At 70.3% G+C, this 25,794-nt stretch carries 21 protein-coding genes and 1 pseudogene; 9 read left to right on the top strand and 13 right to left on the bottom strand.

Translation table 11 applies throughout. From position 1 onward, the window contains the following. Positions 1-10: 10 nt before the first annotated feature. Both ABZV78_RS04560 and ABZV78_RS04555 read right to left on the bottom strand, forming a co-directional pair. Positions 11-592, bottom strand: coding sequence for a VTT domain-containing protein (locus ABZV78_RS04560; protein ID WP_355635384.1), 582 nt, complete (start codon positions 590-592; stop codon positions 11-13). Beyond that, positions 589-1,365 (bottom strand): MBL fold metallo-hydrolase, encoded by a 777-nt coding sequence (locus ABZV78_RS04555; RefSeq protein WP_355635383.1) that lies wholly within the window; start codon positions 1,363-1,365, stop codon positions 589-591. The genes ABZV78_RS04560 and ABZV78_RS04555 overlap by 4 nt, the downstream gene beginning before the upstream one ends. 259 nt (positions 1,366-1,624) lie before the next feature. Here ABZV78_RS04555 and ABZV78_RS04550 point away from each other — a divergent pair, with 259 nt between their 5' ends. Then, positions 1,625-2,251, top strand: a complete 627-nt coding sequence (locus ABZV78_RS04550) for a hypothetical protein (RefSeq protein ID WP_355635382.1) — start codon at positions 1,625-1,627, stop codon at positions 2,249-2,251. A 223-nt stretch (positions 2,252-2,474) separates the two neighbouring features. Here ABZV78_RS04550 and ABZV78_RS04545 read toward each other — a convergent pair whose 3' ends face one another. Further along, a complete protein-coding gene (locus ABZV78_RS04545; protein ID WP_355635381.1) occupies positions 2,475-4,631 on the bottom strand; it encodes a glycogen debranching N-terminal domain-containing protein in 2,157 nt (718 codons plus the stop codon). A 177-nt stretch (positions 4,632-4,808) separates the two neighbouring features. Between ABZV78_RS04545 and ABZV78_RS04540 the strand changes: the two are divergent. The 3 genes and pseudogenes from ABZV78_RS04540 to ABZV78_RS04530 form a co-directional block, all read left to right on the top strand. Further along, positions 4,809-5,000 (top strand): annotated as a pseudogene (locus tag ABZV78_RS04540) (aromatic acid exporter family protein); the annotation flags it as partial. Positions 5,001-5,415: 415 nt separating this feature from the next. Continuing rightward, the gene (locus ABZV78_RS04535; RefSeq protein ID WP_355635380.1) at positions 5,416-7,242 is read left to right on the top strand and encodes an amino acid transporter; all 1,827 of its coding nucleotides are present in this window, start codon (positions 5,416-5,418) and stop codon (positions 7,240-7,242) included. A 367-nt stretch (positions 7,243-7,609) separates the two neighbouring features. After that, positions 7,610-8,881 carry a low temperature requirement protein A gene (locus tag ABZV78_RS04530; protein ID WP_355635379.1) on the top strand — a complete coding sequence of 424 codons (1,272 nt, stop codon included), beginning with the start codon at positions 7,610-7,612 and terminating at the stop codon, positions 8,879-8,881. Positions 8,882-9,302: 421 nt separating this feature from the next. Here the strand turns inward: ABZV78_RS04530 and ABZV78_RS04525 are convergent, their stop codons facing one another. The 7 genes from ABZV78_RS04525 to ABZV78_RS04495 all read right to left on the bottom strand — a co-directional run bounded on the left by ABZV78_RS04525 (position 9,303) and on the right by ABZV78_RS04495 (position 13,613). Beyond that, positions 9,303-9,674 carry an SAV_915 family protein gene (locus tag ABZV78_RS04525; RefSeq protein ID WP_355635378.1) on the bottom strand — a complete coding sequence of 124 codons (372 nt, stop codon included), beginning with the start codon at positions 9,672-9,674 and terminating at the stop codon, positions 9,303-9,305. A gap of 4 nt (positions 9,675-9,678) precedes the next feature. After that, positions 9,679-10,185, bottom strand: coding sequence for a universal stress protein (locus tag ABZV78_RS04520; protein ID WP_355635377.1), 507 nt, complete (start codon positions 10,183-10,185; stop codon positions 9,679-9,681). Continuing rightward, a complete protein-coding gene (locus tag ABZV78_RS04515) occupies positions 10,182-10,505 on the bottom strand; it encodes a hypothetical protein (RefSeq protein ID WP_355635376.1) in 324 nt (107 codons plus the stop codon). Before ABZV78_RS04515 ends, ABZV78_RS04520 begins: the two co-directional genes overlap by 4 nt. A 362-nt stretch (positions 10,506-10,867) precedes the next feature. Then, positions 10,868-11,629 (bottom strand): ABC transporter permease, encoded by a 762-nt coding sequence (locus tag ABZV78_RS04510; RefSeq protein WP_355635375.1) that lies wholly within the window; start codon positions 11,627-11,629, stop codon positions 10,868-10,870. After that, positions 11,629-12,396 (bottom strand): ATP-binding cassette domain-containing protein, encoded by a 768-nt coding sequence (locus ABZV78_RS04505; RefSeq protein WP_355635374.1) that lies wholly within the window; start codon positions 12,394-12,396, stop codon positions 11,629-11,631. The genes ABZV78_RS04510 and ABZV78_RS04505 overlap by 1 nt, the downstream gene beginning before the upstream one ends. Positions 12,397-12,410: 14 nt before the next feature. Next, entirely contained in the window at positions 12,411-13,268 is an 858-nt protein-coding gene (locus ABZV78_RS04500) for a pentapeptide repeat-containing protein (protein WP_355635373.1), read from the bottom strand. Positions 13,269-13,283: 15 nt separating this feature from the next. Continuing rightward, on the bottom strand, positions 13,284-13,613 hold the full coding sequence (locus ABZV78_RS04495) for a PadR family transcriptional regulator (RefSeq protein WP_355635372.1): 330 nt from the start codon (positions 13,611-13,613) through the stop codon (positions 13,284-13,286). A gap of 135 nt (positions 13,614-13,748) precedes the next feature. Between ABZV78_RS04495 and ABZV78_RS04490 the strand changes: the two genes are divergently transcribed. Beyond that, positions 13,749-13,985: a hypothetical protein gene (locus ABZV78_RS04490; protein WP_355635371.1), complete on the top strand. Its 237-nt coding sequence runs from the start codon at positions 13,749-13,751 to the stop codon at positions 13,983-13,985. A gap of 364 nt (positions 13,986-14,349) precedes the next feature. Here the strand turns inward: ABZV78_RS04490 and ABZV78_RS04485 are convergent, their stop codons facing one another. Next, positions 14,350-14,529, bottom strand: coding sequence for a hypothetical protein (locus tag ABZV78_RS04485; protein WP_355635370.1), 180 nt, complete (start codon positions 14,527-14,529; stop codon positions 14,350-14,352). 623 nt (positions 14,530-15,152) lie between these two features. Here ABZV78_RS04485 and ABZV78_RS04480 point away from each other — a divergent pair. The 3 genes from ABZV78_RS04480 to ABZV78_RS04470 are packed head-to-tail and all read left to right on the top strand — an operon-like array spanning position 15,153 to position 21,039. Next, a complete protein-coding gene (locus ABZV78_RS04480; RefSeq protein WP_355635369.1) occupies positions 15,153-16,283 on the top strand; it encodes a HupE/UreJ family protein in 1,131 nt (376 codons plus the stop codon). 35 nt (positions 16,284-16,318) lie between these two features. Beyond that, a complete protein-coding gene (locus tag ABZV78_RS04475; protein ID WP_355635368.1) occupies positions 16,319-20,272 on the top strand; it encodes a PQQ-binding-like beta-propeller repeat protein in 3,954 nt (1,317 codons plus the stop codon). Next, complete coding sequence (locus ABZV78_RS04470; protein ID WP_355635367.1) at positions 20,242-21,039, top strand: hypothetical protein; 798 nt, start codon at positions 20,242-20,244, stop codon at positions 21,037-21,039. Before ABZV78_RS04475 ends, ABZV78_RS04470 begins: the two co-directional genes overlap by 31 nt. Positions 21,040-21,132: 93 nt before the next feature. On the opposite strand, the gene ABZV78_RS04465 is transcribed toward ABZV78_RS04470, so the two are convergent. Then, a complete protein-coding gene (locus ABZV78_RS04465; RefSeq protein WP_355635366.1) occupies positions 21,133-22,686 on the bottom strand; it encodes an MFS transporter in 1,554 nt (517 codons plus the stop codon). A gap of 59 nt (positions 22,687-22,745) precedes the next feature. Here ABZV78_RS04465 and ABZV78_RS04460 point away from each other — a divergent pair, with 59 nt between their 5' ends. Next, entirely contained in the window at positions 22,746-23,276 is a 531-nt protein-coding gene (locus ABZV78_RS04460; RefSeq protein WP_355635365.1) for a helix-turn-helix domain-containing protein, read from the top strand. Positions 23,277-23,302: 26 nt separating this feature from the next. Here the strand turns inward: ABZV78_RS04460 and ABZV78_RS04455 are convergent, their stop codons facing one another. After that, on the bottom strand, positions 23,303-25,726 hold the full coding sequence (locus tag ABZV78_RS04455) for a low temperature requirement protein A (RefSeq protein WP_355635364.1): 2,424 nt from the start codon (positions 25,724-25,726) through the stop codon (positions 23,303-23,305). Positions 25,727-25,794: the final 68 nt, after the last annotated feature.

The following is a 25,794-nucleotide window of genomic DNA, read 5'->3' as shown; positions in this document are numbered from 1 at the left end:
ATTGTGCCGGCTACGGCCCCGCCGGCGGACGCTCCAGCAGCGTCCGGCGCCGGCTCACCCAGCTCAACCCCTGGCTGATCAGCACGACGATCAGGATCGCGGCGACCACGCTCTGCCAGGGCTCGGGAAAGATCGCTCGCCCGACGACGCCGATCGCGGCGTAGAGCACCGACCACAGCAAGCTGGCTGGCGCGTTGGCGACGGCGAATCGTCGCCATGCCAGTCCGGCCACAGCCGCCGCCAGCAGCACCGGCAGCCGGCCGCCCGGGATGAGCCGGGATACCAGAAGCATCGAGACGCGCCCCTCGCGCACCTGCGCCGACACCCGACCAACCCGCTGCGCTCGACCCAGCCAGGGCAGCCGCCGGGCGACGCGCTCGCCACCCCAACCGAGCATGCGGTAGGTCGCCAGGTCACCCGCGTACGCGCCGATCGCGCCGGCGATCACCACGAAGACCACCGTCACCGGATGCTGGTGAGCGGCGAGTGCGGCGGCACCGCTGACCGCCGCGCCGGTCGGCACCACCGGCACGAGGGAGCCGAACAGCACCACCAGGACCAGCCCGCCGAGCGCGCCGAGCGTCGCCGTCACGTCCGGCGCACCGTCAACGACTCGCCCGGCCGCAGCACACGTACCCGGGTGCCCGGCGCGACCGCCGAGGCGTGTCGGGCGAAGTCGTCGCCCGGTCGGAAGAACCGGTCAGGGCGGATCCGGTCGCAGCCGACCGGCCAGAAGGTGCCGAAGTGAATCGGTACGGCCCACGCCGCCGCCGCAAGCCGTGCCGCTTCGGCGGCGCCTGCCGGATCGAGGTGGCCGGGGCCGAGCGTGGGTCCCCAGCCGCCGACCGGGATCAGCGCCAGATCGAGCGGCCCCAGCTTGGTCATCTCGTCGTAGAGGGCGGTGTCCCCCGCGAACCAGGTACGCATCTGGCCGTGGACCACGTAGCCGAGGGCTGGTGCCCGGTGCCGGGACCACGGACCGCGGCCGGCGTGATGGGCCGCGGGGACGGCGGCGACCGTAACCCGGCCGATCGTGGTCCGGTCGCCGACCGCAAGCTCCACACAGCGGCGCGCGGCCGCGGCGCCCAGCGCCCGCCGCACCAGACGGGCTGCGCCGGCCGGGACCACCAACGCGGCGTGCTCGGGCAGCCGGCGCAACGAGGCGAAGTCCAGGTGGTCGGCGTGCAGGTGCGACACGAGTACGGCGTCCGGGGCGCAGGGCAACTGCGGGGTGGGCCCCCGGCGACGGCGCAGGTGGGCGAGCCGGTCACGCAGCAACGGATCGGTCAGGAGCCGGGTCCCGGAGTCCTCGATCCACACGGTGCTGTGCCCGTACCAGGTCAGCTCGACCACACCGACATCCACACCGACTCTGCCACGCCTGTCACCGTATCTGGCCTGGTGCCCACCAGGCGGCCGAGACTCGTCGTCCGGTCGGGGCTGATCCCGTCGTGGCGGGGGGCCACCCGCAGGGGTCGACGAACCGCCGGTGGCCGGCGCGTCGACCCCGCGAGGGGGCCGGCCGCACGTCTGGTGATGCCGTTCGGGCGCCGCGACTTCACGGCCGTACCACGTCGCGAGCGCGTGGACGCTGGCCTGCCCCGACGGCGGCGACCGTCAGGAGGTGGCCGGCGTCGTCGTACCGGTGGGGCTTGCTGATGGCGACGCCGGGTCGGTGGACGCGGAGCCGCTGGGCGCAGGGCTGCTCGGCGCCGGTGTGCCGCCCGACGGGGTCGGACCAGGTGTGGACGGGGCCGGGGTGGGGCTGCCGGACGGGCTGGGAGTGGCGGTGGTCGGCGGCAACGAGGGGACGCCGGTCGGCCCGGGTGTCGGACGCACCGTCGGCGTCGTGGTCGGTGGCCTGGTGGCCGGGCTCGTGGCCGTCGGCTTCGGGGCGCCGGTCGCCGAGCGCGGAGTCGCCGCGTCGGCGGTCGGCTGGCGCGGCGACTCGGTCCGGGCCACCGGAACGGTCGGCGGGGCGCCGTCGGAGGGAGACGGACCGGAGACGACGTCCGCACCGGGCGTCGCCGGGAGGTCCGGCGTGGGGGTGGCCGGTGCCGGCCGGAGGTCCGGTGCGCCGGCGGCCCGTGCCGGCACGCCGCCGCCGGAGTCGGCTTCGGTGTCTCCGATCAGCGTGAAGCCGAGACCCGCGCCGGCGACCAGCAGGGCGGCGAGGGCTCCGGTCGCGACGGGCAGCGCGGCCGAACGGGGTGGGCGGGGACGCCGGTGGGCGGGCAACGAACGCTCCTGACCTGCTGGGACGACTGAGCTGGCGCGACGACGCCGACCCCCGACCCTGCCGCCCGCCAGGGGCGACCGCCAATGGCCGGACGGCGGGGGTGACCGGGATCACCGCCAATCAGGCGTCCGGCGGCCGAAGCAGCCATCAGACCGACATGTCGGACGAGTGCCCCGACGCGGCGGAGATCAACGCGCCAGATCGCGGTGGCGGACGATCGTGCGGGTGGGGTTGCCTAATCGGCGGCGAGCCGCACGTAACCGTCCGCGCCGATGGCCTCGACGTCCCAGCGGTGGCCGAATGCGGAAATGCCGCGGATTTTGATCCGGCCGACCTCTGGCGGCACTGCCGGGTCGGCGACCAGTTGGCCGTCGACCGGGTGGAGTCCCAGCATGGCCCGGGTCAGGCTCAGCGGCGCGCCGGACGCCCAGGCCTGTGGGCTGCACGCGGTCGGGTAGGGGATGGCGAAGAGGGTCCGCTCACGCTCGAAGCCGGATATCGCCTCGGGCAGCCGGTCGCCGAACTGGGCGGCGGTGTCGAGCAGGGCGAGGGCCACCTGGTTGGCCTCGTCGCGGAAGCCGTAGCGGGAAAGGCCCAGCACGCTGATGGAGGTGTCGTGCGGCCACACCGTGCCGAGGTGGTAGCCGAGCGCGTTGTATGGCGCGTCGCGCCTGGACAGGGTTCGGATCCCCCAGCCGCTGAACATGTCCTCGGAGAGCAGTTGCCGGGCGAGCGCGGCGGCGCGCTCCTGCGGGACTATGCCGCTCCACAGCAGGTGCCCCAGGTTGGACGTCATCGAATCGATCTTGTTCTTGTCGCCATCGAGACCCACGGCGTAGTAGCCGCCCCGATCCGCGATCCAGAAGTCCCGGTTGAAGGACTCGCGCAGCCGGTGCGCGTCGGTGCGCAGTCGGTCGGCGAGCGCCGGGTCGGCCAAGGGTCCGTCGGCGAGTTCGGCCAAGCGAAGTTTCGCGTCGTAGGTGTAACCCTGGATCTCGCAGGTGGCGATCGGCAGCACCGGCATGTGGCCGTCGGCGAACCGCACCCCGTCCCAGGAGTCCCGCCAGCACTGGTTGCCCAGTCCCTCAGGGGAGCGGGTGGCGTATTCCACATAGCCATCGCCGTCCCGGTCGCCGTACCGGTCAATCCAGTTCAACGCAGCCAACGCGTTGTCCCGGAGCGACCGGACGAGGTCGTCGTCGCGGGTCCAGCGCCAGTACTCCGACAGCAGGATCAGCCAGAGTTGAGTGGCGTCGGCGGTGCCGTAGTAGGGGCTGTACGGCATGAGTTCCTGCTGGGTCAGCTCGCCGAAGCGGACCTCGTGCAGGATCTTGCCGGGCTCCTCGTCGGTGAAGTCCTCGCACTGCCGCCCCTGATGATGGGCGAGCGCGAGCAGAGTGCCCTTTGCCAGCCGGGGCCCGAAGGTGAGCGCCTGGAACGCGGTGATCAGCGTGTCCCGTCCGAAGAGGGTGAGGAACCACGGCATGCCGGCGGCCGGCAGGCTGACCCGCTCCTCCCCGAGCGTCATCTCCATCCGTAGCGCGGACATGTCCGAGCGAGTCTGCGCGATGGCCCGCTCCAACACCGGGTGGTCGCTGCTCAGCTGGGCCGCACCGGCCAGCCACCGTGCCGCCGGATCCTCCACACGGTGATGGAAGATGTCGGCGATGTCGCCCCGGACGGCCTCGGTCACCCCGAACCCGGGCGGAACCGGCACGTCGAACTCGACGCGCCAGAACTCGTGCGGAGCGAGGTCGATCGCCCAGACGAGGTGGTCGCCCTCGAGTCGCTGCGGGGAGGGGGTCGACCGGACCGAGGTCTGTGCCGCGAACCCGTCCTGCTCGTAGTGGAACCGCAGGAGGGAGCCGTCCGGCGCGTGGCCCCGCTGGATCCGCTCCGAGCGGTCGCGGATGGTGGTCTTCATTTCGAGGATGTCGGCGAAGTCGTTGCCCACCTCCAGGCGCAACTCGAACCGGACCCGTTCCGGCGCGAAGGAGAAAAGTTCGATCCGCTCGTGCAACCCCTCACCGAGGTATCGCAGCCGCCGGACAGCGATGGTGTTCGCCGGGAGATCGGGCAGCGTGGGATTGGTCAGGAAGAACTGCGCCGAGTAGTGGTCGACCACGCTCGAGTGCAGCACGAGCAGGCGTAGGCCGTCGATGGTGAGCACCCATTGGTTGAGCAGTCGGGTGTCCAGGTGGACCAGCCCGCCGATGGTGCCGGCCGGCACGTCTCCGACCGGATCGGAGTACATGAAGGTGGCACCGCTGACCAGGGCGATCGGGTCCGGGCCCAGCTCCGGTGGAAGGGCCCGCGCCTGCGCGCCGGGACGGGTGGGGTCCTGCGGCTTGTCCGGCGTCGGATTGGCCGGTGTGGGTCGCACCTGTGCCATACAGCCGAGGCTAGAGCGCCGGCGAGGGGCCGCCCTCGCTCGATCCGGGTGATAATCGCGGTCGAAACAGGCACTATGCCGTCAAGGGCGAGACTCGGTGTTTAGAGCCACAACAGCGCCGATCGGCCCAGGAGGTCGACCTGGCGCGGCGTCATGGCGCGCTGTCCCGAATGGGACCGGGCGGGGTCGAGCGGCCTGGGAGCCACCGGCGGATTTGGCAGTGTCGTCGTCGCCCAGGTCCGCACCACCGTCAGTGACCTCCTTGTCGCCACCGGCCTCACCCAGGAGGACGCCAACCGACTCGTGCGCGTTGCCTTCGGCGAACAGCGGCCGGGGCGCGACGACGGCCGTACGTCAGGTGAGCCGTAGCTGGGCGAACGTCGTCGCCGATGTCGTTGTGCGGCACTGTTTTCTGACGGCCCACGTGTCACACACGGTGACCCGTCACAGTCGCCCCCAGGCGTGCCAGTAGTGACGATTGGGTACGTTGTGCGCTGCTCTCGGGTGCACATGTGCCCGGCATGACCACGAATGGGGGCGGCATCGGATGGGTGACGGCCGGTCGAGGCGCCCGGCGAGACACGCCGCAGTGAGCGTCGGCGCGAACGGTGGTGGACCTCTGTTGGAGGCGGTCCGACCGGTGGTGCCGGAGTGCGTGGAGGTGCCGGCGGTTGGCGCGCCGGTGTCGGGTGCGCTGGCGCGGTGGTTGTTGCGGCACCGTGTGCCACCGGCGGGTCCGGAGGCAGGCGAGTCGCATGCCCCGCCGCAGGCCTGGTGGAAGGTGATGTGTCTGACCGGCGTGGACTACTTCTCCACCCTGTCGTATCTGCCGGGCATCGCGGCGCTGGCGGCGGGGGTGTTCTCACCGCTGGCGACGCTGCTGATTGTGGCGCTGACCCTGTTCGGGGTGCTGCCGATGTACCGACGGGTGGCCCGGGAGAGCCCGCACGGCCAGGGCTCGGTGGCGATGCTGGAGCGGCTGCTGCCGTTCTGGCGGGGAAAGCTGTTCGTGCTGGTGCTGCTGGGGTTCGTGGCCACCTCGTGGATCATCACCATCACCCTGTCGTCGGCGGACGCGACCGTGCACCTGCTGGAGAACCCGATCCTGCCCGACGGGTTTCCACACGGGACCACCGCCGCGGTCGTGGTCACCGTCGTGCTGCTGCTGATCCTGGGCGGCGTGTTTCTGCTCGGCTTCAGCGAGGCCGTCGGTGTCGCCATCCCGCTGGTCGGGGTGTTCCTGCTGCTCAATGCGGTCATCGTGGCCGTCGGGCTGGTCCGGGTGATCCAGGACCCGGCCCTGCTGGCAGGCTGGACCGACGCGCTGACCGCCGGCACGAACGGCGTCGGAGACATCGTCGGACCAGCGGTGCTGGCCTTCCCGCTGCTGGTGCTGGGCCTGTCCGGCTTTGAGACCGGCGTGAGCATGATGCCCCTGGTCCGCGGCGACAGCGGCGACGCGCAGGCGCGGCTGGCCGCGCGGATCCGCAACACCAAGCGGCTGTTGACCACCGCCGCGCTAATCATGTCCGCCTACCTGATCTCGACCACGTTCGTCACCACCGTGCTGATCCCAACCGAGGAGTTCCAGCCGGGCGGGCAGGCCAACGGCCGGGCCCTCGCCTACGTCGCCCACGAGTACGTGGGGGAGGCGTTCGGGACGGTCTACGACGTCAGCAGCGTGCTGATCCTGTGGTTCGCGGGCGCCTCGGCGATGGCCGGGCTGATCAACATCGTGCCGCGCTACCTGCCCTCCTACGGCATGGCACCGGAGTGGGGACGCGCGGTGCGGCCCGTGGTGATCGTCTACACGCTGATCAGCATCGCCATCACGGTCGCGTTCCGGGCCGACGTCAACGCCCAGGCTGGTGCCTACGCCACCGGGATCCTGGCGATGATGGTCTCCGGCGCGGTCGCGGTGACCATCTCCGCGCTGCGCCGCCGGCAACGGCTGGTCACGGCAGGGTTCGCGGTGCTCACCCTGGTGCTGCTGTACGCGCTGGTCGAGAACATCATCGAGAAGCCCGACGGGATCGCGATCTCGGGCATGTTCATCGCCGGCATCATCGTCGTGTCGCTGGTGTCGCGGGTGTCCCGCACCACAGAGCTGCGGGCGGAGCGGATCGAGTTCGACGAGGCGGCGCGGCGGTTCGTTGCCGACTCGATCGAGTACGACGGGCGGCTAGACATCATCGCCCACCGGCCGGACGTGGTCTCCGGCGCCGAGTACCGAGCCAAGGAGCGCTCCCAGCGGGATATGAACCCGGTGCCGGGAGCGGCGGACGTGCTGTTCCTGGAGATCGAGGTGATCGACCCGTCGGACTTCAGTGACGTCCTTCGGGTACGGGGCCTCGAGGTCGATGGACACCGCGTGCTGCGGGTGCAGAGCCCTGCGGCGCCGAACGCGATCGCGGCGATCCTGCTGGCTCTGCGTGACGTCACCGGGGTCCGTCCGCACGCACACTTCGAGTGGTCCGAGGGCAACCCGATCGCGCACCTGATGCGGTACCTGATCCTCGGCCGGGGTGACACCCCGCCGGTGGTGCGGGAGATCCTGCGCAAGGCCGAACGAGATCCGGCACGCCGGCCCGGCATCCACGTGGGCGGTTGACTCGCGGTTACCGGGGGAGACCGCGGCTACTCCGCCTGATCGCACCCACCCGTCGGGCACCGGCTCCACCAAGCCGGTGTCCGACGCCATTTCTGCCGCCCACCGGCCATGTCCATGCGAGAACAACCATCGGCCCCCGTGCCGGACCGGTCCCGCGAAGCTCTGACAGCAACCCTCGCCCGACACCGAACGAGGAATGTTCCGCAACGTGATCCGGCCCCACGTCCGGGCCGTGGTCGATTCAGCCGGCATCGGCACCACGAATCCCGCCCCCTACTGGCCAACGCGCTGGGAGACTCTGCCGGTGGGTGGCAACCGGTGGTGGGAGCGGATGGGACCTGCCGTCGCGGTGGCCCCCGGGGCCCGCGTGGGCAGGTTCGAGGTCTTCTTCGACCTGGTCTTCGTGTTCTCGTTCTTCATCATCACCCGGGCCACCGCGGTGAACATCACCGGCGCCAACCTGCTGCACGGCCTGCTCGTCCTCGCCGTGCTCTGGTGGGTCTGGGTGGTGCACACTGTGGTCGCCACCCGCGTCCGGATCGGTGTCGGCTTCGTCCCAGCGTTGATGGTCGTCGCGATGGCCGCGCTCTTCTGCTTCGCGCTGTCCCTGCCGCAGGCCTTCGGCGACCCGACGCGGACGGCTACCGGTCCGGTGGTCATCGCGATCAGCTATCTCGTGATCCGCTGCACGCACCTGCTGCTGTACTGGCACGTCGCAGGGGAAAGACCAGGCGAGCGTCGCCTGCTTCTGAAATATTCACCCGAGCTGGCGCTGAGCACCCTCCTGCTGTTGGCCGCCGCGCTGATACCGCCGAAGATGGGCGACGGCACCGGCCGGGCCCAGTTGGTGCGGGACGCTCTCTGGCTGGGCGTGGTTCTGTTGCAGTACAGCGGCGGCCTGGTCGCTGGCGCGTGGGGCTGGACGGTGACCTCCGCCGAGCACTGGGTCGAACGGTACGACCTCATCCTCATCATCGCCCTGGGCGAGTCGATCATCTCCGTCGGCGTCGGTGGCAACCTGCTCGGTGAGCCAGTCACCTGGCCGGCGGTCGCGGCGGCCGTGCTCGGCATCTTCTTCACCGCCGCACTGTGGTGGTCACACTTCGACGTGATCGCTCCGGCCGCCCGGATAACGCAACACGCCGCGCAGGGGCGCCAACGGGTGGCCATGGCACGGGATGCCTACGCGTACTGCGAGCTCGTGATGATCGCCGGGATCATCGTGTTCGCCCTCGGCGCGGAGGAAATCGTGCGGCAGGTCGCCGACCGGGCCATCAGCCTCGCCGAGCCGACCCACGGCCCCGGTGTGGCATTGCTCTTCGGCGGAGTGATCGGCTACTTCTGCGGTGACATGTTGTTCCAACTGCGCACCCTCGGCACACTCTCCTGGACTCGCGTCGGCACCGTGCTCGTCCTCGCGGCAACCATCCCACTTGCCATGCACCTCCCAGCGCTTGCGGCCCTCGGCCTGCTGACCGCCATCTGCATCGGGCTGGTAGCGGTCGAGATGGCGGTCATGGCCGACGCCCGCCGAGCCCTGCTGGCAGCCGTCTTCGAGGAGAGGACCACCTACGAGAAATACGAGGCCGCCTGGCGCGCCCGCTGGCACGAAGACGCCCCGAATGAGAAGCCGCGCTGAGGAGCATCTCCCCTCAGCGCAGCCGGAGCGGGCGGTTCGATGCCCGTGCCGTAGGTGATGGTCACCCGGTCGCCGGCTATGGCGGCCCGCCGCCACCGAACCCACGCGGGGCTCCCTCGGCGCCATCGCCGCCCTGCACGGCACGTTGCTGGCGACGTTCGGCTCAACCGCTCCGAGCACCAACGGCCCTGGTCGCCTCGGCGCGCGATCCGCGGGAGGCGTGCCGGGACCGGTCAGCCGGTGGCGGTCTCCGCTTCCCGTACGTCGAAGGTGACCCGTGCGGGCGCCAGCACCTGCGCCGGTTGCGTGGCGCCGGCGGCCACCGCGGAAATCCGTTCCCGTGCCGCCTCGTCGGGGACCCAGTCCGGCTGCCCCCGGTCCGATGGAGTCGGGCGGCGGCACCATGAAACGGGTGGACAGGTCAGGCCGGTCGGGTTCCGACGAGCGCGGAAGACGGCCGGTAGGGGAGAGGCACGCGGGGTGCGTCCGGCGCGACCTGAGGCGCGACCAGCAGCGGGTCGACCTGGATACGGTCGATACCCAGCGGGGTCAGCATGCTCCGCAGGGCCGACTCGCAGAGCCAGATCCACAGCTGGTCCGCGCCCATCGCGCTGGCGAGCCGGTCCGGGTCGGTGAAGGCGAGACCGACCCGGGTTCCCTGCGGGAGTCGGCCGGTCCGCACCGTCAGCGACTGCCGTCCCGGCGTGGTACGTACCGGGACGGCCCAGGTATCGGGAACCTCGTCCATGATGTTGCCTTTCTCTGGGGTGGCCGACTGGCCGGGCGGTGACACCCGGTCAGCGGGTGAATCGTTCGAGATCCCGCCCGAAGCGGCGGATCGCGTCGGCCCGGGCCCACGCCGGGGCGGGCACCGCCACCACCGGCACGCTCGCGCGCGTCACGCAGTACCGGGTGACGTGCCCACCGCCGCCGAACCGGCTGCGGTGGGGGCTGCCCACCACGAGGAGGTCGTTGTCCCGCCGGGCGTGGTCGACCAGCACCTGGCCGGCGTAGCCCTGCTCGACGACGATCTGCACGCTCACGTCCGGTGGCAACACGCCCAGCGCGGCGGCGAAGGCCTCCCGCACGTACGCGCGGGCGGCCCGGGCGAGGTCCTCCTGCCAGAGCCAGAGCCAGGGCATGGTGCCGGGCCGCCACAGCGGTACGAACGTCCATGCCCGCACGGCATGCAGCAGCGCGCGCTCGCGGCGGGCCAGCCGCACTGCGGTGCGCAGCGCCTCCAGCCCGGCGTACGACCCGTCCACGCCGACGACGACCCGCCGGGCGGGCATGGGGCGGCTCATGCCGGTGACGCCACGCGGGCTGGGGCGGCCGTGGGTCGTCCGGCGTCGGTGGCGAGGTCGAGGGGGCGGAGGATGCTGTGCGTGACGACGACCTCGGCGCCCCCACGCCGTCGCAGGTCGGCGACGACGCGGTGCAGCATCGTCAGGCTGGCGGCCGAGAGCCGGACGACGGCGTCGATGTCTGCTGCGATCCACCACGCGTCGACCGTGCAGGGCTCGGCCCGCAGGTACTCCAGCAGGTGGCTGCCGGGTGTAGCCGTGGTCAGCCGGACGCAGACCAGCGCTTCGTGCCGCCGCTCCGGCTCGTCGCCGGGCGACACTGCGGCCCTGGGCGATGCCGGGGGCGCGGGCAGCGCCGGGGACGGCGGTGACGGGGATGCGGCACCTGGCGTGACCCCCGGTGCCGACCGATACGGCCGTCCCTCGTCCACCGGCACCGGCCCGCGATCCCGCCGCCTCAACCGTCGTAACGTCATGTCGCCATCGTGGCGAGTCGGCCGCCGCGCATCCGGTACCGATACGGCGATTTGACGGTGCCCCAGCCATTCTTGACACGCCGTTGACGAGTACGCGGCGGTGCCCCGAGCGCTACAGATACGGCCTGCGGGGCGTCCCGGTCGGGAGCGCCGGTCCGCGGCGGCCGCCTGGCGGTCGCCGCGGATCGGCCTGTTTCCCGGTGACGTCAGGCGATCTTGCGGTGGTAGGCCCGCATGGCGAAGGCGTAGGCGACGATGAGGATGCCTGCGCACCAGCCGAGGGCGATCCAGATGTCGTTGCCGACCGGCTGCTGCTCGAACAACGCCCGGATGGTGTTGACGATGGAGGTGACCGGTTGGTGTTCGGCGAAGGCCTTCACCGGCCCGGGCATGGTGTCGGTGGGAACGAACGCCGAGCTGATGAACGGCAGGAAGACCAGAGGGTAGGAGAAGGCGGACGCTCCGTCTGGCGAGGACGCCGCCAGGCCGGCGATCATCGCCACCCACGTCAGCGCGAGGGTGAACAGGGCCAGGATCCCGACGACGGCGAGCCAGGCCAGCACACCGGCCGAGGTGCGAAAGCCCATGACGAGCCCGACCCCGATGATGACCACGACCGAGATGGCGTTGGACACCACTGAGGTCAACACGTGTCCCCACAGGACGGACGACCGTGCGATCGGCATGGAGTGGAACCGTTCGAAAATGCCGCTCTGCATGTCGTTGAACAGACGGAAGCCGGTGTAGGAGATGCCGCTGGCGATGGCGATGAGCAGGATGCCGGGCATCAGGTAGTTGGTGTAGTTGGCGGTGCCGGCCTGGATGGCGCCGCCGAACACGTAGCGGAACAGCAGCATGAACGCGATCGGCATGATCGTGACGGTGATGATGGTGTCCATGCTGCGGCTGACGTGGCGGATGGACCGTCCGAGCATGACGTTGGTGTTGCTGACGACATGTGAGCTCATCACTGCATCTCCTTGGTGCCGACGATCGACAGGAAGATCTCCTCCAGGGTGGGCTGGCGTTCCACGAGTTCCGCTTGCACGGGCGGCAGCAGCTGGCGTAGGTCCGCCAGGGTGCCTGACACGATGATCGTGCCTTGGTGCAGGATCGCGATCCGGTCGGCCAGCTTCTCCGCTTCTTCCAGGTACTGAGTGGTCAGAAGGACCGTCGTGCCCTTGCCGGCAAGGCTCTGGATCTCCTTCCACACTTCGATGCGGGCTTCCGGGTCGAGGCCGGTGGTCGGCTCGTCGAGGAAGATGACCGGCGGGTTGCCGATGAGGCTCATGGCGATGTCCAGACGCCGGCGCATGCCGCCCGAGTAGGCCGCCACCCGGCGCCCGCCCGCGTCAGTGAGGCCGAATCGTTCGAGCAGGTCGTCGGCGACCTGGCGGGGGTTCTTCACCTGGCGCAACCTGGCGACCATGATCAGGTTTTCGCGACCGGTGAGGATCTGGTCGACTGCGGCGAACTGCCCGGTCAGGCTGATCGACGCCCGGACCTTTTCGGGCTGTGCGACGGCGTCGAATCCGTTGACGCTTGCGCTGCCGCCATCGGGTTTGAGTAGCGTGGACAGGATGCGCACGACGGTGGTCTTGCCGGCGCCGTTGGAGCCGAGCAGTGCGAAGATGCTGCCGCTGGCCACGGCGAAGTCCACGCCCTTGAGGACTTCGAGCTTGCCGTAGGACTTGTGCAATCCCGTGACGTGAATCGCGAGGGGTGACGTTTCCATGTGGCGTTGCCTCCTTATTCGACGGTGACGTTGGCCGGTTCGACGCCGACGCCCTTGAGCGCGGCGAAGGTGAGCTTGTCCATGCGCGCCCCGTCGAAGTTCACAGTGCGCAGGGCCTTGTAGTACCTCTTGCTCCAGCCGCCGCGGAAGGAGCAGTCGCGCAGGATCGCCCCGCGTAGCGACAGGCCCTCAAGTCCTGCCCGGTCGAACTTCACACCAGTGAAGGCCGCCCGATCGAAGTTGAGGCCGCGCAGGTCGGACACGGAGAAGTCCACGCCGGTGAAGGTGCACTCGAAGACGGTCTTCCGCAGGTCGGTCTTGCGGAACGCGACGTCGGTGAGTGCGGCGTCGGCGAACCGGACACCGTTGAGCCCGGACATGTTGAATTCGGTACGGATCAGTCGCGCCCGACGGAAGCTGGCGTTCGACAGGTCGGACGTCGTGAAGTTCACGTCGGTCAGGTTGGCACCGTCAAAGTTGACGTCTCGCATGTCGCTGGACTTGAACTTGCTGCCGGTGAGATCGGCGTTGGAGAAGTCGGAGCCGCGCAGCGCGCTCGCTCCGAACCTGCCCTGTCGGGCCGCGACGCCGGCGAAGTCGCTGCCCTCCAGGGCGCTCGCGTCGAATCGGGTGACCACCTGCCGCTCGAGAACCCGCGAGAGATTCGACACCTCGCGTACCGTCTCCTCGATGTCGCCGATGCTGTCGACGGTCAGCTCGAACGCCGTCGCCTCGTCGTTGCCCTCGGCGAGCAGCTCGCGATATCGCTCCTGCAGATCGGCGAGCAGGTCCGTCTTCAGCTCGCCGACGCTCTTGGTGCCCTCGTAGGGGGCGAAGACGCCGTCCACGTACTCGTTGAGTTTGTCGCTCATTGGTGTTCGTCCCCTCTACAGCAGCGTGTCCAGTACGCGCTTGGCGTAGTCCCAGGTGGTCTTGTTGTGCGCGTAGGTCGCGCGGCCCTTGTCGGTGATCCGGAAGTATTTGCGCCGTCCGCCCTGGGATTCGTCGCCCCAGTACCAGGTGATGTCGCCGTCGGCCTCCAGGCGCCGGACGCTGGAGTACATCGTGGCTTCTTTGAGTTCGTATTCGCCCTGCGAGCGTTCGGCTATCAGCTTGACGATCTCGTAGCCGTAGCGGTCGGACTCTGTCAGCAGCCGCAAGATCATCGTGTCGGTGTTCCCGCGTAGCAGATCGGATGTGATCTTGTTGGTGCCCATGCCTCACCTCCTGGGTTACACCGTAGATCCGGGTACTGTGACTGTCAAGGTAGTTGGTGGGTCGCGGTATATTGGTGGCCGAGGCGTTGCCTCGAAGCCAGCTCCGCCGCAACCGCCACGGGAAGGGACACCGAAATGAACCAGCCGCTTGGCCGTGACGACATCGCGTTGCTGATCGAACAAGCCGCCGAGACCGGTGACCTCGACCTGCTGCGACGCCTGGCCGGCGCGGGCAGCAAGGATGCCCTCGACCAACTGGTCGAGTCAGCGGCAGAGCAGGAGAACGTCGGTGAGCTGCGCCGATTGGCAGCCACGGGAACCCGGGATGCCGCTGACCTCTTGGCTGAGATCGAAGACGAGACTGACGCGTAGCGAACGGGTCAGTTTCCGCGCCACCGTAGTGTCGACAGATCGCGTCGCCTGCCACGGGTGTCCTCGACCCTGCACCCTCGAACGCGAGATTGCCCGTTGCTTCGATGCGCCATCTCCGCCGTTCGCAAGTTGCACATTGCGCGACGACCGCACGTTTCGCGAGGACGTTAGGAAGAGACCCCGTCCGAGCAGTACCGCTCGCGGGCCCGTCCGGAGGTATGCATCCGGCGTTCACCTTCGTCGCCGACATCGGGCCGGCCCTGCGCTTCGTCTGCGCCCGGTCATGAGCGACCGCCCGCGGACCGCCCCGTGATGCAGTCCGGGGCGAGCGACCTTGCCTCTCGCCCCGGCTCAGGCCCACGGCTCAGAGCAGGACGATCGTGAAGTCCCCGTGGGTGATCGTCCGCACGGCGGTCTTGGACCAGGCGAGCCCGTCGCGGTGGCGGTTGTGGGCACGGTCGCACGCCGAGGAGCGGGGGCGGTGGTCGCGGCGGGTGCGGGCCTGTCGCTCGGCCAGTCTGCTGTTGAGTTCGCGCCGGCGCACACCTGGCTGATCGGGGTGGGCGGCGTGTTCGCCGGCTGCGTGTCGCTGCGGCCGGCCGAGGACGCCCACTGGCTGGAGCACTCCTGCCTGGCTCCGGCGCTGCAGGGCGGCGGCATCTGTGGGCCGTGCTGGGCGGGCTGCGGAGCAGTGCGCCCGCGATGGCACCAGCGGAGCCGCGGACCAGGGACGCCGGGGTGGAAGCAGGCGGAAGCTCGCCGCGTGCCTGTCATGCCCTCTTTCCGCACGCGAATTGACGCGACGACGGCGAGTATCTTTCCAACATGAACGGGCCATCGATCATCGACAGTGGCCAACCTTGAGGAAATCTTGAGAAGCGGCTGTGAATCGGCACCCGGTCTGCTCGGGCGCGGCGGGGACCGCGGTCCACACCGGAATCGGGAGGTCAGAGCCGAGCCGCGCTCGCGGGCCGGCCACCCCAGCTGCATCCGTGATCGCAAGTTGGTGAGCGCCGCAGTACGCCGACGCCGCTCGGAACCCGACTTTCGGCCGGTGGATGATCAGCAGCGAAAGCTTCGGTGAATTGGGCCGTCGCGGGTTGCCCGGTGTGGAGCGAGCACTGCAGGGTTTGGGCACGACCCCCCCCACGACGGAAGTGCTGACCTGTGCGTCTACTGGCGTTCCTCGCCGCCCTTGTTGCCGCGTTCCTCGTCGCCGCTCCGGCGCAGGCGCACGTCCGCGCGACCTCGGTCGCGGTCGACCTGCGCAGCCAGGGCGACGGCGTCGCGGCTGTCGTCGACGTGGAGTACGACGTCCTCGCCCGGCTGCTGAGTCTCGACGGTGCCCTGAGCCCGGACGCGGTCGGCGTGGACGGCGCGGCCGCCGAGGTGCCGACCGAGGTGCGGCGCAGTTCGCTGGACGCGCACGCGAGCGACGTGGCGGCGTACGTCGGCGGGCGGCTGCGGCTGAGCCGTGGCTCGATCGGGTGCACCGCTGAGGACGACGCCCTCGTCGAACTCGCCGACTCCGGGGCGGCGCGGGTCGCGCTCGCCTACGACTGTCCGGCGCTCGGCGCGCTCACCGTCCGCAGCGACATCTTCCGCCTCTCCGACGGCGTCATCGACGACACCACCACGATGGTGGCCTACGACATCGACGGTCGCCGCGGGTCGACGTTGCTCGACACCGCGCACACCAGCGTCACGGTGGGGCGCACCGACCTGCTCAGCGAGATCCCGCGGTTCGTCCGGCTCGGCGCGGAGCACCTGCTCTTCGGGCTCGACCACGTGCTGTTCCTGCTGGCGCTGCTGCTGGGCGCGAAGCGGCTGCGCGACGTCGTCGAGGTCGCCACGGCCTTCACGATCGCACACTCGGTGACCCTGGTGCTGGCCGCGATCGGCTGGGTCAGCGTGCCCGGGTGGATTGTCGAGCCGCTCATCGCGCTGTCGATCGCGTTCGTCGCGCTCGACAACCTGCTCTCGCCGAGGGCGAGCCACCGGCTGCCCGTGGTCTTCGGCTTCGGGCTGCTGCACGGGCTCGGCTTCGCGGGCGCGCTCAGCGTCGACGGGCCGCTGTCGGCCTCGACGCTGGCCGACCTGGTCTCCTTCAACGTCGGCATCGAACTCGCCCAGTTGACGATCATCGCCCTCACCTTCCCGGCGCTGCTGTTCCTGCGCAGGGCCGCGACCATGCCGATCGCCGCTCGCGCCCTCACGCTCGGCACCGTCGCGGCGACCGTCGCCGTCGCCGGTGCCGGCCTGGTCTGGTTCGTCGAACGCTCGCCGCTCCTGACCTGACACCCACCTCACGCCCCCCATCCCGAAGGATCCCGATGTCCGCGTTCACCCGGACACGCGCACGCCTGCGCGTCGTCCTGTACGCCACCACGCTGGGGCTTGCCGCCAGCGTCGTGGCGGGCCCGCTCGCGTCGTACGCGGCGGCCGTCCTCGACCCGCCGGAGGCCACCGTCAGAGGCGTCGTGTACGTCGACGGCAACGGCGACGGCCAGCGCAACCCCGACGAGGTCGGCCTGGCCGGCGTCCGCGTCTCCGACGGCAAGGTCGCCACCACGACCGCCGCCGACGGCTCCTACTCGCTGACGATCTCCATCGACCGTCGCACGACGGACATCGTGTGGGCCGGCCAGCCGCGGGGCTACCGGTTCGGCCTGGACCAGTACAAGGAGCCGAGGTTCTGGGCCAACCTCGGCCAGCTCGCCGACGAGGCTACGGCGACCGCGGACTTCGCGCTCGTCCGTGACGTCATCTCCGACGGCGACACCTTCTCCTGGGCCAACATCGCCGACCCGCACGTCAACGCACAGCTGCCCGACCAGATCCGCGAGATCAACTCCACGGGCACCGACCTGCGCTTCATCGCGGTCAGCGGCGACCTCACCAACGACGCCAGCCAGGGGCAGTTCGACACGTATCGTCGCGGCACCCAGCAGTCGGCCGTCGGTGTGTGGCCGGCCGTCGGCAACCACGAGTACGCGAGCGGGTCGGCGTACGCGGACAAGATCGAGAACTATCGCCGGAACGTCGGCCCGGAGTGGTACTCGTTCAACTACGGCGACCGGCACTTCGTGGTCCTCGAGAACAACGGCTCGGCGCCGTTCGACGAGGAGCTGAACTGGCTCAAGGACGACCTCGCCGCGAGCGTTCCGCTCGACGACGACCCGACCAACGACATCGAGGTCGTCGTCCTCACCCACCAGCCGATGAACGTCCCGTTCGGCTCGCCGTCGACGTACGACGCCTTCGGTGACGTGCTCGAGCACTACAAGGCGCAGCTGATCCTGGTCGGCCACGAGCACTCCAACCAGGTCGAGAACCACTCGGCGTTCGCCTCGACCGCCAAGCACATCCAGACCGTGTCGAGCTCCTACACGATCGACAACGCGCCCCGCGGCTTCCGCTACGTCCACATGGCGGGTCCGCGCTTCGACAACCCGTTCCGGATGTACGGCGAGAACGAGCACCTCACCATCGTCAGCCCCGCGCCGGGCTCGAAGGTGCCGGCCGCGAAGTTCCCGGGCATCCAGATCAACGCCTACGACACCGGCGACGAGGTCGTCTCGGCGCGCTACCGGATCGCCGGCGACAAGAACTGGATGCCGCTGCACCACAGTGGCGAGTTCACCTGGCAGAGCAACCTGCCCGACAGCCTGGAGACGGTCGGTGCGCACAGCATCGAGGTGAAGGTGGTCGACGCGGCGGGCAAGACCTGGACCAGATCGGCAGACTTCACCCTCACCGACGAGCCGGCGCTCGAGCCGGTCGCCGGCGGTGACTGGGACCAGCACCACGGCAACGAGGCCCACTCCGGTGTCGCCCCGGCGCAGGAGGCCGGCCGCCGCCTGGCCTGGAGCTTCCGCACCGACGGCACCTTCCTCACCGGCTCGCCGGTCATCCACGACGGTGTCGTCTACGCGGGCACCCGCGACGAGAACGGCGACGGCAACAGCCGGATCCACGCCGTCCAGCTCAAGAACGGCAAGGAGCTGTGGAACCTCGAGGTGCCGCAGTCGATCCACGGCAGCCTCGCCTACGGCGACGGCCTCATCTTCGCGCCGACCCTCGGCTCGGAGCTCTACGCCGTGGACGCGGTTTCCGGCGAGCTGCGCTGGAAGGCCGTGCCCGAGCAGGCGCCGGCCCCGAACAACCAGCGCACCTACGGCTACTACTCACCGGCCGTCTCCGGCCACACCGTGCTCTGGCCCTACCAGACCCGCTTCGGCATCGGCAGCCAGGGCGTTCTCAAGGCGCTCGACACCCGCACCGGTGCGCAGATCTGGGCCTCGCCGATGTCCGGCGCGACCATGAGCGACGGCACGCCCGCCGTCATGGACGGCACCGTGTACGTCGGCAACGAGACCGCCGACCGCGTGCTCGCCTACGACCTGGCCACCGGCGCCCGGAGATGGACGGGAGCCGAGTCGCTCGGCAGCTGGCAGGACGGTGTGCCGACCGCGGCTGAGGGCAAGGTCTTCATCGGTGCCAACAACGGCATCGCCGCCCGCGACGCCAAGACCGGGGCGACCCTGTGGACCTACCGGAGCTCGCGCTCCTCGCTCGTCTCGAGCGGCTCGACCCCGAGTGCCGCGGCCGTCAAGGACGGCGTCGTCTACATGGGCTTCCCGAGCGGTTCCGTCGTCGCCCTCGACGCCCGGACCGGCAACGTCTTCTGGGAGCGGGCACTGCCCGGCGACATCTACCACGGTGGCGTCATGTCCAGCCCGGTCGTGGCCGGCGACACGCTCTTCGTCGGCGCCAACAACGGCAGGTTCTACGCCCTGGCCACCGACACCGGCCAGATCCTGTGGAGCCACGAGACCGGCACCTGGGTGGGCGCCGGCCCGGCCGTCAGCGGCAACACCGTCGTGACGGGCGCCTGGGACGGCAACCTCTACGCCTACGTGCCCGGCGGCGAGTCCGCGCGGCGCTGGGCGACCGTGACCGGCACCGTCAGCGACCCGGAGACCGGCGCTCCGATCACCGGCGCGAAGGTCACCGCCGTCGCCGCCGGCCAGGACACCGCGGTGACCAGCACCGACGCCGAGGGCCACTACCGGATCGGCCTGCCGGAGTCGACCTGGACCGTCACGGCGGCCAAGCGCGGCCTGATCGCCGACGACCGCTCGGCGGCCACCGTCACGGTCGGCACCACCGGCACCGCGACGGCCGACCTCAAGCTGATCAAGGTGACCCACCCGGTCGCCGGCAGGTCGACGTACGCGCCGGACTACGGCAACGGCAGCACGCGTACGGACGCCGTCACCGGCAAGGAGTACTACTACCTGGCCAACGACAAGATCCGCGCGTCCGTGACGCCGTACGCCGCCGGCAACAACGGCGCCGGCGGTCTGGGCCAGGGCGCGCTGTCGGACCTGATGCTCAACGACGCCAACGGCGCCGAGACCCTCGACTGGGGCGAGATGCTGCTGCGGCCGAGCCTCACGCCGCCCGACTCGTGGGACCGGCCGAACGACCAGCTCGACCTGCCCGACCTCGCGGTCGACGGCGCTGCCGTGGTCGGCGACGGTCAGTACCGGGCGAACCCGGCCATCAAGGCGCAGGTCCGCTACGAGACCCTGCCCGACGCCCCGATCGTGAAGATGACGGTCAAGCTGACCAACACCGGCACGACGGGCTACCAGGGCTACTTCAACTACATGATCGACCCCGACAGCTCGGTCGACAACGGCCGGATCCCCGGGTTCAGCGGCATCAACCCGGGTTTGAAGACCTCGGGCTGGACCGGGAACTACGTCTACGCCGGTGCTGACGCGGCCACCACGAACGGCCAGGCCGCCCACGGGCTCGCGTGGGCGCTGGACACGCCGGCCGCGGTCGGTGCGTACGGCTACGTCGAGGGCCTCTACTACGACGCCACGATGGCGGCCGGTGCGACCAGGCAGTTCAGCTTCTACCACCTGACCGACTACGCGACCGCCGGTGGCGACCCCACCCGCAACATCGCGAACTGGGCCGACGAGATCGACCTGCACGACCCGGCCGTCCCGGACGCCGCTCGCGCGGCCGGCACGATCACCGCGGGCGGCACCGCCGTCTCCGGTGCCCGGGTCGCCCTCGAGCAGGCCGGTACGGTAGTCGCGACCACGAGCACCGACGCGCAGGGCAAGTACCTCGTCAAGGCCCCGGCCGGTCGGTACGACGTCCGGGTGTCCATGCTGGGCTACCGGACGGCCGGCGGCACGGTCACCGTGCCGGCGGCACGGTCACCGTGCCGGCGGTGGGCAGTGGCGTCGAAGACGTCGCGCTGAGTCCGGTCACGGTCGAGGCGAGCTACGGCAAGCAGATCGGCACGGGTCTGGTCGAGGCGGGCTACGGCGACGTCATGCTCGAGAACGACAAGCTCTCGATGGCGATCGCCGACGCCTACAACGACTCGCAGCTCTCCGGTGGCACCCGCGGCAAGCCGGTCGACATCGCCGTCCGCGGCATGGCCGACCAGTTCGACTGGATCAACCTGCCCTACGTCTCGGCGACCCAGCCGACCGGCGGTAGCGCGTGGGACAACCGGTCGGTGGCGGCGACCGACGTCCAGATCGTGCAGGCGACCGGCGACAAGGCCGTCGTGCGGGTGTCCGGGCCGGTCAAGGGCTTCACGGGTCTGACGGCGACGACGACGTACACGCTGAAGCCGGGCGACGACTTCGCCACGGTGGCGACGGAACTGAGCAACTCCGGCTCGGCTCCGCTCAGCGTGTGGACCGGTGACGCGATGGACCACGACGCGGCCGGCCAGGCCAGTGTCGTCCCGGGCACCGGCATCGTGGCGCCCGGCGCGACGGCGGCGTACGCCCCGACCAAGCCGTACATCGGCATGACCGGGACCGACCCGCAGGTCTTCGGTCTCGTCTACGGCACGCCGGCCAGCGCCTTCGACGTCTACGCCGCGGGCAACTGGGTGATGAGCCGGTTCAACGTCGACGTGCCGGCGGGTGGCTCGTACAGCCTCACCCGCAAGCTCGTCGTCACCCCGGGCACCGACGCCGTGGGCATCCTCGACGGCGTCCCCGCGCCGTAACGCACACGCACCCCACCACACGGGGCCGGCCCGGACTCCAACCGGGCCGGCCCCGTGTGGGGCGCCGGCGCTCGCGACGCGGGGATCGGTGGATCAGGAAGTCGCCGCGGGGCGCCGGACGAACAGGACCGCCGGGATCACCATGACGAGCAGGACGACGCCGCCGACGAGCCAGCCGAGGTGAAGGGCGTCGGTGAAGGCGCGCGGCGCGGCCAGGGAGAGCGTGTGTGCCAGCGGGGCGGGGAGCTGACCCGTGCTGCCGCCGTGCGTGGCCCCTGCGACGACCGCTCCGGCCGTGTCGGACGGCACCCCGGCCGTCGCCAGCTGCTCACGCAGGTACGTCGGGAAGTGGGTCGTCGCGAGGGTGCCGAGGATGCTCGGGCCGAGCACGCTGCCCAGCTGGCGGAACATGTTGACCGAGCCGGCGGCCATGCCGGCCTGCAGCGGTGGCACGCTGTTGACGGCGGCGGCGGTCGACGGCGCCACCAGCAGCGCCGAGCCGACGCCCGCGGCGAGCAGCCCCGGCCACATCGTCCCGTACCCGCTGGACGGGCCGACCATCAGCAGCGCGAGGGCCCCGGCGCCCATGAGGACGAGCCCCGCGGCGAGCACGGAGGCGATGCCGACCCGGCGGGCCAGGCGTCCGGCGAGTGCGCTGACGACGATGTAGGGGACGAACATGGGGAGCAGCTTCACTCCGGTCTCCAGGGCGCTCGCGTGGGCGATCCGTTCCAGGTAGAGGACGGTGAGCAGGGAGATGCCGACGAAGCCGAACATGGTGACGGCGCTGACGGCCATCACGGTCGCGAACGAGGCGCTCTTGAACAGCCGCAGGTCCAGCATGGGGTCGTGGTGGCGGAGTTCGAGCCGGACGAAGGCCGCCAGCGCGACGCCGAAGACCACGTAAGCCGCGATGATCGGGGGCTGGCCGTAGCCGCTGGCGCCCCCCTGGATGATGGCGTAGGTCGCCGACGCGATCGCGATGGTGCCCAGCAGCACGCCGGCGGGATCGAGTCGTCGGGTCGGATGCCTGCTCTCTGCCACGAACAGCGGGGCGAGCACAAAGGCGAGCACCCCGACGACGAGGTTGGTCAGGTAGACCGCGTGCCAGGAGGTCCGGTCGAGGAGCGCGCCCGCCACCAGCGGCCCGATCGCCAGCCCGAGACCTGCGCAGCTGGCCCAGACGCTGATGGCGCCGGTCCGCTGGTGGGGGTCGGTGAAGGCGTGACTCACGATCGACAGGCTCGACGGCAACACGGCCGCGGCGCCGACCCCCATCACGGCCTGGGCCGTGATGAGCACACCCGCGTTCGGCGCGGCGAAGGCGAGCGCGCTGCCGAGCGTGAAGAGGGCCACGCCGTAGCAGAAGACCCGGCGCCGCCCGAGCAGGTCGCTCAGCGTGCCGGCGGAGAGGACCAGGCTCACCACGGCGAGGCTGAAGGCACTGCTCACCCAGACCAGCGTGCTGGCGGACATGTGCAAATCGTCCTGGATCGGCGGCAGCGCCGAGATCGTCGACGACACGTTGACGAAGGTCATCATCACGCCCAGGCAGACGACCAGGAGGGCGAGCCATCGTCGCCGTGCCTCGGTCGCGGGCGCCGGCCGGGGCCCTGCGGCGGTGTTAGGCTGGCTAGTGGAAACCATAGCCAGAACGGTAGCACCCCTGGCTATGCAAACGTCTAGCCAGAGGGGGTGTGGTAGCCATGACACAGCCCGCCGGGCCGGCCGAGCCCGACACCGACGCCGTCATCGCCTTGACCGGCCGCTTCGCCGATCGCGACCGGTGGCAGGCGGAGGGCTGGTGCCGCATCGAGCACGCCCTGGAGCTGATCGGCACCCGGTCGGCGATGATCCTGATGCGCGAGCTCTACTACGGTGGCCGACGCTTCGACGAGCTGGCCCGGCGTACCGGCCTGACCGAGGCGGTGGCCGCCAAACGGCTCAAGCAGCTGGTCGCCGACGGTCTGCTGCAGCGACGGCCCTACCAGGAGCCGGGCAAGCGCACCAGGTACGAGTACGTCCTCACCGACCTGGGCCGGGAGCTCTTCCCCGTGCTCGTCGCCCTGATGCAGTGGGGGGAGCGGCTCGGCCGCGACGGCGGCGTCGAACTCGTGCACGCCGGCTGCGGGAGCCCGCTCGGCGTCGTGGTGAAGTGCGCAAAGGGGCACGAGGTGGCACTACCGGACACCGCCGCCCGGCTGGTCACGGACGGAAACGGCACCGACCTCCCATAAGGGGAACGGCGCCTCTTCGCCATCCTTTAGTGAGCTGGTCGTGCCAGCGGGTCTCGGCGTGTCAGCTCGATCGTCATGAACCCGAGGCAGACCGCGGCCAGTGCGGCGAGGGCGCTCAGCGCCGGAAGTTGAGCGGTGACGGGTACCAGCGCAGTGATCACCAGCGTTTGGGTGATCCGTTGTGGGTGGACGCGGTGGGTCAGCCGCCAGCGGATCGCGTGGTCTGCGAGCAGATAGGTGATCACGCCGACGAAGAGAGCCAGGTGCGGGAGTGCGTCGAGCGGGACGCCGGGTTCGAACAGGCCCCGGCTGCCCAGTACGGACATGGTCTTGCCGAGCCCGAATGAGACGATCACGATGCCGGCGATCAGCGGCAGGTGCAAGAGCACGTAGGCGTCCTGGGCGAGCGGTGCACGACGGGCTTCGCCGGTTGCCGCCAGAGCCCGCCCGCCATAGCTGGCGGTCGTGCTGAAGTAGATCCACCAGAGTGCGGCGAGCAGGGCCGTGCCAACTGTGGCGGCGACGATGATCCTCGGGGAGACGGGCGTGTAGATCACGGCGGTGCCCATGGAGATGACCGCTTGGCCGAGCGCGATGATGATGATGAGGCTGTACCGGTCGGCCCAGTGCTCGGCAGGCCATGTCCACCAGTGGCGGGCTCCGGCGAGCCGGTTGCCGACCAGGTCCACGGCGATGGCGGCGATCCAGACCCCGGCGCGCACGGGGGTCAGCAGTCGGACATCGCCCACGGGCTGCGGCAGCAACGCGGCGGCGAACAGGAGGGCGAGCGCCAGCAGGGTCGGCACGGCGCTGCGCATCACGGCGGCCCGCTGCGTCGGCTCCTGCCGAACGCTGAGCCAGAACGCGCCGAGGAACAACAGCCGGATCAGCGCGTAGCAGGTCACGAAGACCAGCGGCCCGGGCAGGCCGCTACCGTCGGCGTTGAACGCCTCCGGGCTGGCCAGAGTGATCACCGCGGTGAGCGCGACGACGAGCACCAGCACCAGGCGCACCATCGGGTGCTCCGAGCGGACCGCAATGCCCAGCCAGGTGTAGGCGCACCAGGCCACCCAGAGAACGATGAGCACCAGCAGCCCGCGCACCAGGCCGCGCCCGGTCGGGTCGTCGGCCATCAGGGCGGCGACCTGCAGGAACGCGTACACGTAGACCAGGTCGAAGAAAAGCTCCTTCGGCGTCACACCGGCCTGCTTCATGAGGGGTTGTATCTCGGCGTGCAGCCGGCGGTGACGGTGCCGGAAGACCGTGGCGTCGGCCAACGCCATGGCAGCCACCGCTGCCGTCAACAGCGCCAGTTGGGCCAGCACCGGCACCCGAGGAGCGACCGCCGCCAGGGATCCGACCAGGAGGATTCCGAGGATGGGTGATCGGCCGAGCAGGCGCAGCGTGCGCACCTCGAACAGGACCAGGCCGACGAGATAGAGGATCACCCCGCCGTAGAGCACCAGCAGCCGTAGCTCGGCGGGCGTCTCCGACGACACACGCAGCTCGAACAGCGTGTGGTGGAGGCCGAGTGCGACCAGGATGAGCCCGGCCATCATCGGCAGGTGCAGAAACGTGTACGCGTCCCGCCCGAGCAGCGCTCGTCGGGCCTCCGACACCCGTTCCAGCGCCAGCTCCGCGGCGAACCTGGCCACGTCGAAGTAGGTCCACCACAGCGCCCCAGCAAGCACGACACCGAGCACCGCGCCGGCCAGGACCTCCACGGTGAGCGGATGCGGCACGGCGAGACCCTGACCCAGCCCGACCGAGATGATGGCCTCGCCGACACCGATCAGGATGATCAAGCTGTGCCGCTCCGCCCAGTAGCGGATGGACCTGATCCGCCAGGTACCGGCACCGAGCAGGAGAGCGCCGCCGTACGCGGCGACGATCGCCAGAGCGACCAGGGCGAACCGGATCCATTCGCGGATCACCACTTCCGCGACGAACGCCTGCTCACTGTGCTCATATGACGGCACGAGGGCAGAAGCCAGCAGCACCAGCCCACCGGCCGTGAGCACCGGCCAGGCTTTCCACAGCCGCCGGCGGGTTGCTGGTTCCGCCACGCCGGCGGCGGTGGCGAATGCGAGGGCGCTACCGCGGGCGAGGATGTAGCAGACCGCGAACACGACCGGTCCGGAGAGCCCGCCGGGGCGATCGATGAATGCCTCCCTGGCCGTCAGGCCCAGCACGAAGAGCATCGCGCTCAGTCCGAACACGAACACCGGCATGATGCCCCGGTCCAGCCGGACGATGTTGCCCAGCCACGCGTACGGCGCCCAGCAACCCCACAACAGCACGAGCAGCAGCAGACCACGGGCAAGGCCGGCCGGATTGAGCTGCTCGGCGGTCACACCGGCGACGTTCAGAAACGCGAACACGAAGATCAGGTCCAGAAACAGCTCCAGCCGGGTAACCCTGCCGGGTCTGTCAAGAAAACGGTGTAACACGGGTTGTTGAGGACTACTTGCGGGCTGCGGCGAGTCGGCCTTCGAAGGCCATCTCGAAGGCGTTCAAC

The organism is Micromonospora sp. NPDC004540 (assembly GCF_040610095.1).
In the GTDB taxonomy this organism is placed as follows: Bacteria; Actinomycetota; Actinomycetes; order Mycobacteriales; family Micromonosporaceae; genus Micromonospora.
The sequence above is the reverse complement of the archived record's forward strand: the minus strand, read 5'-3'. Positions and strand labels throughout refer to the sequence as shown.

Bases quoted from the DNA above. Each gene is read 5' to 3' on its own strand.
- ABZV78_RS04545 (WP_355635381.1), bottom strand. From the start codon at position 4,631: ATGGCACAGGTGCGACCCACACCGGCCAATCCGACGCCGGACAAGCCG.
- ABZV78_RS04535 (WP_355635380.1), top strand. From the start codon at position 5,416: ATGTGTCTGACCGGCGTGGACTACTTCTCCACCCTGTCGTATCTGCCG.
- ABZV78_RS04520 (WP_355635377.1), bottom strand. From the start codon at position 10,185: ATGAGCCGCCCCATGCCCGCCCGGCGGGTCGTCGTCGGCGTGGACGGG.
- ABZV78_RS04510 (WP_355635375.1), bottom strand. From the start codon at position 11,629: ATGAGCTCACATGTCGTCAGCAACACCAACGTCATGCTCGGACGGTCC.
- ABZV78_RS04505 (WP_355635374.1), bottom strand. From the start codon at position 12,396: ATGGAAACGTCACCCCTCGCGATTCACGTCACGGGATTGCACAAGTCC.
- ABZV78_RS04500 (WP_355635373.1), bottom strand. From the start codon at position 13,268: ATGAGCGACAAACTCAACGAGTACGTGGACGGCGTCTTCGCCCCCTAC.
- ABZV78_RS04495 (WP_355635372.1), bottom strand. From the start codon at position 13,613: ATGGGCACCAACAAGATCACATCCGATCTGCTACGCGGGAACACCGAC.
- ABZV78_RS04490 (WP_355635371.1), top strand. From the start codon at position 13,749: ATGAACCAGCCGCTTGGCCGTGACGACATCGCGTTGCTGATCGAACAA.
- ABZV78_RS04475 (WP_355635368.1), top strand. From the start codon at position 16,319: ATGTCCGCGTTCACCCGGACACGCGCACGCCTGCGCGTCGTCCTGTAC.
- ABZV78_RS04465 (WP_355635366.1), bottom strand. From the start codon at position 22,686: ATGGTTTCCACTAGCCAGCCTAACACCGCCGCAGGGCCCCGGCCGGCG.
- ABZV78_RS04460 (WP_355635365.1), top strand. From the start codon at position 22,746: ATGACACAGCCCGCCGGGCCGGCCGAGCCCGACACCGACGCCGTCATC.